At 63.9% G+C, this 11,901-nt stretch carries 11 protein-coding genes; 10 read left to right on the forward strand and 1 reads right to left on the reverse strand.

The features are described from left to right. Nucleotides 1-251 precede the first annotated feature (251 nt). Nucleotides 252-1,310 carry a fumarylacetoacetate hydrolase family protein gene (locus DYQ94_RS15115; protein ID WP_026064014.1) on the forward strand — a complete coding sequence of 353 codons (1,059 nt, stop codon included), beginning with the start codon at nucleotides 252-254 and terminating at the stop codon, nucleotides 1,308-1,310. A gap of 43 nt (nucleotides 1,311-1,353) precedes the next feature. Further along, the gene (maiA, locus tag DYQ94_RS15120; RefSeq protein ID WP_102580573.1) at nucleotides 1,354-2,019 is read left to right on the forward strand and encodes a maleylacetoacetate isomerase; all 666 of its coding nucleotides are present in this window, start codon (nucleotides 1,354-1,356) and stop codon (nucleotides 2,017-2,019) included. Nucleotides 2,020-2,302: 283 nt separating this feature from the next. Here maiA and DYQ94_RS15125 read toward each other — a convergent pair whose 3' ends face one another. Further along, a complete protein-coding gene (locus DYQ94_RS15125) occupies nucleotides 2,303-3,436 on the reverse strand; it encodes a PilT/PilU family type 4a pilus ATPase (protein WP_016900968.1) in 1,134 nt (377 codons plus the stop codon). Between the two features lie 98 nt (nucleotides 3,437-3,534). Here DYQ94_RS15125 and DYQ94_RS15130 point away from each other — a divergent pair, with 98 nt between their 5' ends. The 8 genes from DYQ94_RS15130 to DYQ94_RS15165 all read left to right on the forward strand — a co-directional run bounded on the left by DYQ94_RS15130 (nucleotide 3,535) and on the right by DYQ94_RS15165 (nucleotide 11,861). Then, nucleotides 3,535-3,918, forward strand: coding sequence for a DUF4398 domain-containing protein (locus DYQ94_RS15130; RefSeq protein ID WP_039525328.1), 384 nt, complete (start codon nucleotides 3,535-3,537; stop codon nucleotides 3,916-3,918). Beyond that, nucleotides 3,915-4,805, forward strand: coding sequence for a coiled-coil domain-containing protein (locus DYQ94_RS15135; protein ID WP_046344413.1), 891 nt, complete (start codon nucleotides 3,915-3,917; stop codon nucleotides 4,803-4,805). The genes DYQ94_RS15130 and DYQ94_RS15135 overlap by 4 nt, the downstream gene beginning before the upstream one ends. A 345-nt stretch (nucleotides 4,806-5,150) precedes the next feature. Beyond that, the gene (locus tag DYQ94_RS15140; RefSeq protein ID WP_002814034.1) at nucleotides 5,151-5,369 is read left to right on the forward strand and encodes an HP1242/YdcH family protein; all 219 of its coding nucleotides are present in this window, start codon (nucleotides 5,151-5,153) and stop codon (nucleotides 5,367-5,369) included. A gap of 286 nt (nucleotides 5,370-5,655) precedes the next feature. Continuing rightward, on the forward strand, nucleotides 5,656-7,026 hold the full coding sequence (locus DYQ94_RS15145) for a pyridoxal-phosphate dependent enzyme (RefSeq protein WP_126966628.1): 1,371 nt from the start codon (nucleotides 5,656-5,658) through the stop codon (nucleotides 7,024-7,026). Nucleotides 7,027-7,112: 86 nt separating this feature from the next. Further along, entirely contained in the window at nucleotides 7,113-8,312 is a 1,200-nt protein-coding gene (locus DYQ94_RS15150; RefSeq protein ID WP_126966629.1) for a cystathionine gamma-synthase, read from the forward strand. Further along, a complete protein-coding gene (locus DYQ94_RS15155; protein WP_102255805.1) occupies nucleotides 8,309-9,691 on the forward strand; it encodes a glycosyltransferase family 4 protein in 1,383 nt (460 codons plus the stop codon). Before DYQ94_RS15150 ends, DYQ94_RS15155 begins: the two co-directional genes overlap by 4 nt. Before the next feature lie 101 nt (nucleotides 9,692-9,792). Continuing rightward, complete coding sequence (locus DYQ94_RS15160; protein WP_049818051.1) at nucleotides 9,793-10,578, forward strand: ABC transporter permease; 786 nt, start codon at nucleotides 9,793-9,795, stop codon at nucleotides 10,576-10,578. Continuing rightward, the gene (locus DYQ94_RS15165) at nucleotides 10,575-11,861 is read left to right on the forward strand and encodes an ABC transporter ATP-binding protein (protein WP_024938363.1); all 1,287 of its coding nucleotides are present in this window, start codon (nucleotides 10,575-10,577) and stop codon (nucleotides 11,859-11,861) included. The genes DYQ94_RS15160 and DYQ94_RS15165 overlap by 4 nt, the downstream gene beginning before the upstream one ends. The last annotated feature ends 40 nt before the right edge of the window (nucleotides 11,862-11,901 follow it).

Raw genomic sequence — 11,901 nt, forward strand, 5'->3', positions numbered from 1 at the left:
CAGATGCAAAAAAGTGAGGCTCGGAGCGTTCCCGTGAACCGCGCTGCGAGATGGTGGAACAACCCAATCAAGACGCGATGGGTTTGTCGGCACCACGAAAGGCGTCGGGTGGGGCGGGCGAGCGGATCGATCGATCCTGGCCTCGCCGGCTGTCCCTAAGGGAAACGGACGGCCGCATGCAGACCGCGCCAGTGTACGCGCGTTTGGCGCGCTGCACAAAAGGCGAGTTCATCGGTTGGGCTACGGGTCAGTTGTTTCAGTTGCAACCACTGTTGCGACAGGCCGTACAATCGACCGATCAGCCACAGCACAGGACGGTCATGAAGCTAGGTTCCCTGAAGGAGGGCGGCCGCGATGGCAGCCTGATCGTGGTCGCGCGCGACCTGCGCACCGCAGTCCGCGCCACCGGCATCGCGCCCACGCTGCAGCGCGCGCTGGAAGACTGGAGCAATGTCGCGCCGCGCCTGAATGCCTTGTCGGCCTCGCTCAACGAGGGCAGCGCCGATGGCGTGTTCGATCTGGATCTGCAGGCGCTGGCCGCACCGTTGCCGCGCGCCTACGAGTTCGTCGACGGCAGCGCCTACCTGCCGCACGTGGAGCGCGTGCGCCGTGCGCGCAATGCCGAGGTGCCGGAAAGCTTCTACACCGACCCGCTGATGTACCAGGCCACCAGCGCCGGGTTCTACGGCCCGCGCGATGCGATCAAGGTGATCAGCGAAGACCACGGTATCGATCTGGAAGCCGAGCTGGTGGTGATCACCGACGATGTGCCGATGGGCGCCTCGCCCGAGCAGGCCGCCGCGCATATCCAGCTGGTCGGCCTGGTCAACGACGTATCGCTGCGCAACCTGATCCCGGCCGAGCTCGCCAAGGGCTTCGGCTTCGTGCAATCCAAACCGCGCTCGGCGCTGTCGCCGGTGTTCGTTACCGTGGATGAACTGGACGAGGCATGGCGCGACAACAAGGTGCACCTGCCGCTGGTCACCCACGTCAATGGCGCCTGGTTCGGCGCGCCGGAGGCCGGCAACGACATGCAGTTCGACTTCGCCCAGCTGATCGCCCACGCGGCCAGAACGCGGCCGCTCTCGGCCGGCACCATCGTCGGCTCCGGCACCATCGCCAACCAGGACACCACGCTGGGCGCCTCGTGCTTTGCCGAGCAGCGCGTGGTGGAAACCCTGCGCGACGGCACCCCGAGCACGCCGTTCCTGTCCTTCGGCGACGTGGTGCGGATCGAGATGTTCGCTGCCGATGGCGCCAGCATCTTCGGTGCGATCGAACAGCGGGTCGAACGTCAGCCGCTGCCATGACATCGGCAAGGGCGTCTGCACAACACTGCATGCGAGGCCGGGCATGAGCGCGCCACTGGAATTGTTCTCGTACTGGCGCTCCAGCGCCGCGTATCGCGTGCGCATCGGCCTGCACCTGAAGGCGCTGGCCTACCTCGCGCATCCGGTGCATCTGGTGCGCGACGGCGGCGAGCAGCATGCACCCGCCTACGCGCAGCTCAACCCGCAGGAACTGGTGCCCACGTTGCGGCACGGCGCGGTGGTGATTCCGCAGTCGCTGGCGATCCTGGAGTATCTGGAAGATACGTTCCCGGACAGCGCGCGGCTGCTGCCCGCAGCGCCGGCCGCGCGCGCCCGCGTGCGCGCCCTGGCGCAGGTGATCGCCTGCGACGTGCATCCGCTCAACAACCTGCGCGTCACCCAGTTTTTCGAGCGCGAATGGCAGCTGGATGCCGCGCAGCGCCAGCAATGGACACGGCACTGGATGCAGCGTGGCTTTGCGGCGATGGAAGCGCAGTTGGCCGGTGATCCGCATACCGGCACGTTCTGCCACGGCGACACGCCGGGCCTGGCCGATTGCGTGCTGATCCCGCAGCTCTACAACGCGCGCCGTTTCGACGTCGATCTGGTGGCGTATCCGATCCTGCAACGTATCGAACAGGCCTGCCTGGCATTGCCGGCATTCGCGGCGGCGCGGCCGGAAATGCAGGCCGACGCGGTGCCGGCCTGATCGGCGGCAGGCCTTTGCCTGGTGCGGGGGCACATCCGCGTTGAATCGCAGCCCGGGCAGGGCAGGTACCGGTAGCGAGCGGTTGTCGGTTGGCCGGGTGGCGCGCAGGCGGGCGCGCGGTCTCCGCGCACTGGGCACCGGCCGCGCTCGGCGGCACTCATGGGTTGATCGGAGCTAGCCGCTGCGCTGTCCCAACCGTGCGCACCGCTCGTACGCCGGCAACGGCCCTGCGCAATCCGCCGTGCCGGGCAGGTGCGCGGCAACACCGCGCACCTGCCGATGATCAGATAAAGCCGTGGCTGATCTTCGGCGCTGCTGCCGTTTCGTAATCCGCGTACGGGTCGTGCTCGCCGGAACCGCCCTCGGACAGGCGGAACTTCAGCGCCAGGCCATCGCGCGAGTCGGCCGCGCGCAGCGCTTCCTCCTGCTCGATTTCGCCGGACTTGACCATGCGGAACAGGCATTGGTCGAAGGTCTGCATGCCTTCTTCCAGCGATTCCTCCATCGCCTGCTTGACCTCGTGCACCTGGCCACGGCGCAGCAGGTCGCGGATCATCGGCGTGTTGAGCAGCACTTCGGTTGCCGGCCGGCGGCGTCCGTCCACGCCCTTGACCAGGCGCAGCGACACCACGGCGCGCAGGTTCAGCGCCAGGTTCATCAGCACGTTCTTGTGCGCGCTCTCGGGGAAGAAATTGAGGATGCGCTCGATGGTCTGGTCGGCATTGTTGGAGTGCAGCGTCGCCAGGCACAGGTGGCCGGTCTCGGCGAAGGCGATCGCCGCCTCCATCGTCTCGGCATCCAGGATCTCGCCGATCAGGATCACGTCCGGCGCCTCGCGCATCGCGTTTTTCAGCGCGCTCTGGAAGGCGTGCGTGTCCAGGCCCACCTCGCGCTGGTTCACGATCGACATCTTGTGCTTGTGCAGATATTCGATCGGGTCCTCGATGGTGAGGATGTGTCCGGTGGTGGTGCTGTTGCGGTGGTCGATCATCGAGGCCAGCGAGGTCGACTTGCCCGAGCCGGTCGAGCCGACCACCAGCACCAGCCCGCGCGGGGTCATGATGACGTCCTTGAGCACCTGCGGCAGGTTGAGCTCTTCGATGCTGGGGATCCGGCTGCGGATGGCGCGGATCACCATGCCCACCTCGCCGCGCTGCTTGAACACGTTCACGCGGAAGCGCCCCGCGTCGGACAGGGCAATGGCCATGTTGAGCTCCAGCTCGCGCTCGAACTGCGGTACCTGGCCTTCGTCCATCAACGAATAAGCGATTTTCTTGACCATTCCCGGCGGCAACCCCGTATTGCCGAGCGGGTAGAGCTTGCCTTCGATCTTGATGTACACCGGTGCGCCGGTGGTCAAGAACATGTCCGAGGCATTCTTTTCGGTCATCAGCTTCAGGAAGTAGCCGATATCCATGCGCAATGGTTCCCCAACAAACGGCAGCGTCTCGTTGCAAGTCCGCCGCAGGCTTCCGACAATGGCCGTGCTCGAGACTTCTCGCTACGGCTCCCCTAATGACGGCTAGCTTCGCATACTTGCGGCGATCCCTGTATGGCATCGCCTGTTTCATGGTTCTTTCCTCTCCTGCTGCCGCCCAGGTGGCACCGGAGCTCACCGCCGCCGAACAGGCGGTGCAACGCGCCACCCAGGCCGATGCCGACCAGTACGCACCCGATCTGGTTAATCTGGCCCGCCAGGAACTGATGCAGGCCCAACAGGCTCAACTGGACAAGCGCCAGCGCAAGCAGGTGCCACAGATCGCCTTGCGCGCAGCGGCCGACGCCGATCTGGCCAAGGCGCGCAGCGAAGAGGCGGTGGTCACCGCCCAGCTGGAACAGCGGCGCAAGGAAGTGGCGCAACTGCAGAACAGCCTCAACACCGGGGAGGCCGGCCGATGAAACTGCGTCCGCTTCTCTATCTGGGCGTACTGAGCCTGGGCACCCTGCCGTCGCTGGCAATGGCGGCCAAGGACGACCCGCAGGCCGACGCGCTCAACCGGCGCCTGGCCGCGCTGCAGAACGACCCGCAGACCAATGAACTGGCCCGCTTCGAGCGGCTGCAGGCGCAGCAGAGCGTGGCGGCGCTGGCCGAGGCCAAGCGGCGCGACCGCGACGAGCTGGTGTTCCTGGCCGATCGTCGGGTCGAAATCGCCGAACTCACCGCCCGCACCGCACTGGCGCGGCGCGAGCTGGATCGGTTGGAAGGCACCCGCAACGACCTGCTGATCGAAGCCAGCCGCCGCGACGCCTCGCGCGCGCGCCAGGAAGCCGAGCGTCTGCGCGTGCAGGCGCAGATCCAGGCCGAAGAGGCCGAGCGCATGCGTCAGGCGGCCGAACAGGAGACCCTGGCTCGTCAGGACGCCGAGCTGGCGCTGACCAGCGTGGCCGGCAAGCAGACCGCCAAGCTCAATGCGGCCCAGCAGAAAGCGGTGCAACTGGCGCATGAAGAAGCCGAGCTGGTGGCCGGGGCCAAGTTGCCTTCCGCCAAGTTCGACAGCCGCGGCGAAGTGTTTTCGCTGGGCAGTGGCGCCTTCGGTGGCAAGGCCGCGCTGTCCGGCGATGCCGCGGGGCAGGCCAAGGCACTGGCCGAGTATCTGAACATCGGCAAGAAAGGCCGGGTCAGCATCGTCGGCTACGACAGCGATGCGGCCACCGCCAAGAAGCGGGCCGAAGCGTTGCGCGACGCCCTGGTGGCTGCCGGTGTCGCCAGCGCACGGCTGCAGGTCAATGGCACCAAGGCCGCCGCCAGCAAGACGCGCGCTGCCGAGGTGGTTGTCGCGCCGTAATGCAAGTGGTTGGAAGTTAAGGTCTTTTAACCCGGGCATGACGCCCGGTTGAACCGCGGTCACTGATTGAGGCAGGGAACGGCAAAAGCAGCCGTTCTGGCCTTGAACCCCCTCCGCGACCGGCGTAGGGTCGTACTCCCGGGCAGCACTCCGCTGCCTGGAAGTACGGAGGGCCGGGCCAGTGACGCAAGGGCACGCATCAACGCAATTCGGTGGACAGCTTTTTGGTTCCGCCAGTGCGCTTGCCATTGTGATCCGCGAGTCTTCCATCCCCAAGCAGCGCCCCGTGCCGCCCGCGGCCGGGGCGTTCTTGTTTTAAGTGTTTCAAGTGAAGGAGGTAACGCCATGTTCGAAGGGCAACCGCAGACCGAAATCGACGCATTGGTCAAGTCCGATCCCGAGTTCAAGCAGCTGTACCAACGCCACAAGCTCTTGAACAAGAAATGCATGGATGCCGAACTCGGGGTACTCCCCATCGACGACGTGACCTTGGGCCAGATGAAGCGCGAGAAGTTGCAGGCGAAAGAAAAGCTCACCCGGATGTACGACCAGCTCACCCACTGATCCTTCCCCACCGCTAGAACAAGTTCACCGCCGCGGGCGGTGGCGGCCTCCTCGTCGGCTTGCCACCGTCCGCGTCTTTATTTCCGCAACCCGTGTCACGCGCCTGGCGGCAGGGCGCGATGCCCGCCTGGCGGCCGCGCACTCATGCCGGTGGTAGTGGCGCAGCGCTGGCTGAGCCCGCCCGTTCATTGGCCGGCGCGATCGGTTCCAGTCTGAATGAGCATTCCCCAGCCGTTCGTCGGATAATGGGCGGCCAAGCCCCGCGCGACGCAGTGACGATATTCCGATGGCGATCCATTCCTCCGTACTCGAACTGATCGGCAACACGCCGATCGTCAAGGCACAGCACCTGGACACCGGCGTCTGCGAGCTGTTCCTCAAGCTGGAGGCGGCCAACCCCGGCGGATCGATCAAGGACCGCATCGGCCTGTCGATGATCGAGGCGGCCGAACAGCGTGGCGACCTCACCCCGGGCGCGACCCTTGTCGAAGGCACCGCCGGCAACACCGGCCTGGGTCTGGCACTGGTCGCCCAGCAGAAGGGCTACCGGTTGATCCTGGTGGTACCGGACAAGATGAGCCGCGAGAAGATCTTCAACCTCAAGGCCATGGGCGCCCAGGTGGTGCTGACCCGGTCGGACGTGGCCAAGGGCCACCCGGAGTACTACCAGGACCTGGCCGCCAAGATCGCCACCGAGACCCCGGGCGCCTACTTCATCAACCAGTTCGGCAACCCGGATAACCCGGCCGCACACGAACTCGGCACCGGCCCGGAGATCCTGGCGCAGATGGACAACGATCTGGATGCGATCGTGTTCGGCTGCGGCAGCTCCGGCACCATGACCGGCCTGTCGCGCGCCTTCGCCACCGCCTCGCCGCACACCGAGCTGGTGCTGGCCGACCCGGTCGGCTCGATCCTGACCCAGTACATCGAAGAGGGCACGGTCAGCGAGAAGTCCGGCAGCTGGCTGGTCGAAGGCATCGGCGAGGACTTCCTGCCGGACATCTCCGATTTTTCGCGGGTCAAGAAGGCCTATTCGATCAGCGACGCGGAAAGCTTCCACACCGCGCGCGAGTTGCTGGCCAAGGAGGGCATCCTCGGCGGCTCGTCCACCGGTACCTTGCTGGCCGCCGCGCTGAAGTATTGCCGCGAGCAGACCACGCCCAAGCGCGTGCTGGTATTCGTCTGCGATACCGGCAACAAGTACCTGTCCAAGATGTACAACGACTACTGGATGCTGGACAACGGCTTCCTGGAACGCCCGCAGCACGGCGACCTGCGCGACCTGATCCTGCGCCCGTACAACAAGCGCGACACCGTGGTGGTCGGACCGAAGGACCTGCTGACCACCGCCTACCAGCGCATGAAGCTGTACGACGTCTCGCAGCTGCCGGTCATCGATGACGGCGAGCTGGTCGGCATCGTCGACGAGAGCGACGTGTTGCTGCATGTGTACGGCGACGAGGCACGCTTCCGCGACCCGATCTCCACCGCCATGGTCAGCAAGCTCGATCGCCTGGATGTCGCTTCGCCGATCGAAGCGCTGCTGCCGGTGTTCGACCGCGGCCAGGTCGCCATCGTCATGGACGGCAACCAGTTCCTCGGCCTGATCACCCGCATCGACCTGCTCAACTACCTGCGCCGCCGCGTGCAGTGACCGCAGCTGGCCGCGCGCCCGGATGGGACGCGCACCGGCCATTCAGACCTGCTTGCTACAATCCGCCACTTTTTCCGGGAACCTCCATGTCCAATCGCACCACACCCAGCCACGATGGCGAGCGCGAACTCTCGCTCGCTACGTTGGCGATCCATGGAGGGCAGTCGCCGGACCCCAGCACCGGGGCGGTGATGCCGCCGATCTACGCGACGTCCACCTATGCGCAGTCCAGCCCGGGCGAGCATCAGGGCTTCGAGTATTCGCGTACCCACAACCCCACGCGCTTTGCGTATGAGCGCTGCGTCGCGTCGCTGGAAGGCGGCACGCGTGCGTTCGCGTTCGCCTCCGGCATGGCCGCCACCTCCACGGTGATGGAGCTGCTGGACGCCGGCAGCCACGTGGTGGCGATGGACGACCTGTATGGCGGCACCTTCCGCCTGTTCGAGCGGGTGCGTCGCCGCACCGCCGGCCTGGATTTCAGCTTCGTCGACCTGACCGATGCGGCCGCCTTCGAAGCCGCGATCCGTCCCGACACCAAGATGGTGTGGATCGAAACCCCGACCAACCCGATGCTCAAGCTGGTCGATATCGCCGCCATCGCCGCGATCGCGCGCAAGCATGGCCTGCTGATCGTGGTCGACAACACCTTCGCCTCGCCGATGCTGCAACGCCCGCTCGGCCTGGGCGCCGACATCGTGGTGCACTCGGCCACCAAGTACCTCAACGGCCACTCGGACATGGTCGGCGGCATCGCGGTGGTCGGCGACAACGCCGAACTGGCCGAGCAACTGGCCTTCCTGCAGAACTCCATCGGCGGCGTGCAAGGCCCGTTCGACAGTTTCCTCGCGTTGCGCGGCCTCAAGACCTTGCCGCTGCGCATGCGCGCACATTGCGAGAACGCGCTGGCGCTGGCGCAATGGCTGGAAACCCACCCCGCGATCGAAAAGGTGATCTACCCCGGCCTGGCCTCGCACCCGCAGCACGCACTGGCGCAGCGCCAGATGTCCGGCTTCGGCGGCATCGTCTCGATCGTGCTCAAGGGCGGCTTCGAGGCGGCCAAACGTTTTTGCGAGAAGACCGAACTGTTTACCCTGGCCGAATCGCTCGGCGGCGTCGAAAGCCTGGTCAACCATCCCGCCGTCATGACCCACGCCTCGATTCCCGTGGCTCGCCGCGACCAGCTTGGTATCAGCGATGCGCTGGTGCGGCTGAGCGTGGGGGTTGAGGATGTGGGGGATTTGCGGGGGGATCTGGCGCAGGCGCTCGAGGCACCCAGTTCTCCATGACCGCGTCGCCGCAACGTCAGGGCATCTCTGCTTCCTGGCGGACCGGGCTTGCAGGACTGCGCGTGCAGTCATGGATACGCCAGCAGCCGTGGCTGCAGCGCATCTATCGATTGTTTCCGCGTGGCCTGCGCGCGCGCGTATCCGCACTGCTCTCCGCCCGTGCCAGGGTGCAAACGCGCTTTCAGAGAACGGAGGCCTGGGACCTGGCACTGCAGGGCTGCGACGAGTCTTTGCAGCTGGAAAACAGCGGCGCCTTGCCTGCAGTCGAATCGGTAGCAGGAGTCAATATTCTCGGCTATATCCGTGGCGAATTCGGGTTGGCAGAGAGCGCCAGGATGTACGCGCGGGCACTCATCAACGCAGGGGTGCCGGTGTCGTTGTATGACCTGGAAATGGGGCTGCCACACTCCTGGCAGGAACGGAGCATGGACGGCTTTATCGACCAGCGCATGCCGCATCGGGTCACGATCGTCTTCGTGAACCCCGACTACCTGGAGGCCGCGTTCGAGCATGTCGGTCGCGCGCGCATGCAGGGGCATTATGTAATCGCCTGCTGGTTCTGGGAGCTGGAAGTGATCCCGCCGAGCTGGTTGAGCGCGATCGGACTCGTGGACGAGATCATGGTGGCCTCGCGGTTCATCGAAAACGCCTTCCTGCAGATTACAGACAAGCCGATCATTCGGCTGCCTTTGCCATTGTCCGACAGGCGCGATAGCGGGCTGCAGCGGCATGACTTCGGGCTCGATGCAGACAAGTTCGTCTTTCTTTTCACCTTCGATTTCCATTCCTTCGTCGCCAGAAAGAACCCGCAGGCAGTTGTGCACGCCTTCCTGCAGGCGTTTCCACGCAGTCGTGACGACGTTTGCCTCGTGCTGAAGTCAAGCAATGGGCATATGTATCCCGAACAGATGCGTGAACTCCTCGCGCTCGTGGTCCAGGATTCGCGAATCCTGTTACGTGATGAAGTGATCGACAACGCGCATGTGCGTGCGCTTCAGCGTTGCTGCGATGTATATGTCTCGCTACATCGTGCAGAGGGTTTCGGACTGGGGCTGGCCGAGTGCATGTCGCAGGGCAAGCCCGTCATCGCGACCGGATGGTCCGGCAATATGGAATTCATGACCAGCCGGAACTCCTGTCTTGTAGAGTACGATTTGGTCGCCGTTGCAGGCCGGTACCCCGATTCGGACGGCGCCAGCTGGGCCGAGCCGCGGGTTGAAAGCGCAGCTGCTGCCATGCGGCGCCTCGCCGACGATCCAGCACGCGCGCGCGCGCTCGGTGAGGTGGCGAGGGACGACATTCGCCTGCAACTTTCCCCGGACACTGCGGCGCGGCAACTGATGGCGCGGGTTGCGGAAGTAACCGAAGTCATGGACTGACCGCGCCGGTGACGGCGTAACCTCATTCATGGGCATGCAGCGATCTGTGTGCAGCGGCTTCAACAAGGTGCTGAACGATTTCAGAGGTAGCAACGTTGGACATGATCCGGTCCGTATGGGCCTTCCGTTATTTCATCCTCTCGTCAATCAGGAACGATCTGCGACTGCGTTTTGTGCAGAGCAAGCTGGGCGCGTTGTGGATGATCATCCATCCGCTCATGCAGGTGCTGATCTTTGCGACGATCCTCTCTGAGGTCCTGGCGGCCAAGTTGCCGGGCGTCAACAACAAGTTTGCCTACGCACTGTACCTGATGGCCGGAACGCTGTGCTGGACCCTGTTCGCCGAATGCATTGGCAAGTGTGTTTCATTGTTTGTAGATAACGGCAATCTGATGAAGAAGCAGGCCTTCCCGCGGATTTGCCTGCCACTCATTGCCGGTGGCACTGTCATGGTGAACAACCTTCTGCTGTTCCTGGCAATCATCATCGTGTTCGCGATCCTGGGGCATACCCTGGGGCCGCAGGCGGCCTGGCTGCCGCTGCTGATGCTGCTGACGCTGGCTTTCGCGATGTCGATCGGATTGCTGCTTGGCGTCTTCAATGTCTTCGTGCGTGACATCGGGCAGGTCGTGCCGGTCGTTCTGCAGGCGATGTTCTGGGTGACGCCTATCGTTTACACCATCGATATCCTTCCGCAGCAGACACAGCAGCTGTTCAAGCTCAATCCGCTGTTCCCGCTCGTCAGCGCCTATCAGGGCGTGCTTCTCTACGGGCGCTCTCCGGAATGGATGGGCTTGGTGCCGTTGATGGTGGCGACGGCCGTCCTCTGCACCGTGTCCATGATTGTTTTCCGCCGCGCGAGCGCCGAAATGGTGGATGCCCTATGAGCGCTATGCTGACCGTAGAAGGACTTGGAAAGTCCTATCGCGTATGGGGGAGCGAATGGTTGCGCGCAGCCAGCTGGTTCGGTCTGCAGGTCAAGCCTCGTGAAGAGCACTGGGTCCTGAGAAATGTCGGATTCTCGGTCGCTCCCGGCGAGTCTATCGGAATCATGGGCCGCAATGGTGCGGGCAAAAGCACGCTGCTTAAACTGATTACCGGCACATCGCAGCCTACCGAAGGGCGAATCATTCGGCGTGGGCGCATTGCCGCCATCCTTGAATTGGGCATGGGCTTCAATCCTGATCTGAGTGGACGCGAGAATGCTCGGCATTCTGCGGGGCTCATGGGTTATACCCTGGAGCAGATCGAGGCGGTCCTGCCTGAAATACAGGAATTTGCTGAGATCGGTGAGTATTTTGACGAGCCGGTGCGTACGTACTCAAGCGGAATGCAGGTGCGCGTTGCCTTTGCGGTGGCCACGGCGTTCCGACCGGACCTGCTGATCGTCGATGAAGCGCTGTCGGTAGGAGATGCATACTTCCAGGCCAAGTGCTTTAAGCGAATCCAGTCCTTCAAGGAAAAGGGGATGACTCTGATTCTTGTGAGTCATTCTGTCGGGGACATCGTCAAGCATTGCGACCGCGCCATCCTGATCAAGGGAGGGGCTGTCCATGCCGACGGTCCGTCGCGTGAAGTGTCAAATCTCTACCTGGACGAACTTTTCGGCAAGAAGCCTGCCTTGCTCCAGGCCGAGGCAACCGACCTGCCGCGCGAGATGGGCGCGGGCGACGAAGACGTCTTCCATACCCGCCCGTATTACAATGCCGACGAGCACCGCTGGGGGCAGGGCGGGGCGCGGATACTGGATTATGTGGTGACCAGCGGCGGGCAGGAGTTTCCCGCACGTGTCGAAAGCGGTGCCAGGACCGCGTTTTACGTCAAGATTGCATTTGACCGGGATTTCGACAGCGTTGTCCCCGGGTTTCTAGTAAAAACGATCGAGGGGCTGTTCCTTTACGGTACCAATTCCTTTCTTTCGAGCGGTGGGCAGGCGGGGATTTCCGTAAAGGCGGGACAGGTCATTGTCTGCAAGTTCACCATGCCTCTGGACCTCAACGAAGCCAATTACCTGGTTTCCCTGGGTATCTCCAGTGGCGACCCACTCATGGAACTGACACCTCTGGATCGCCGCTACGATGCCATCGTGCTGGATGTCGCCAGAGGCATGCAGTTCTGGGGAATGATGGATCTCAAGGCGGATTTCGAACTCGTAGAGGCGTCGTCATGACGGCTGTGGGATTCCGCATTACTTTAGCGAATAAAGAGTC

It is taken from the genome of Xanthomonas sp. LMG 8993 (assembly GCF_009835065.2).
In the GTDB taxonomy this organism is placed as follows: domain Bacteria; phylum Pseudomonadota; class Gammaproteobacteria; order Xanthomonadales; family Xanthomonadaceae; genus Xanthomonas; species Xanthomonas arboricola.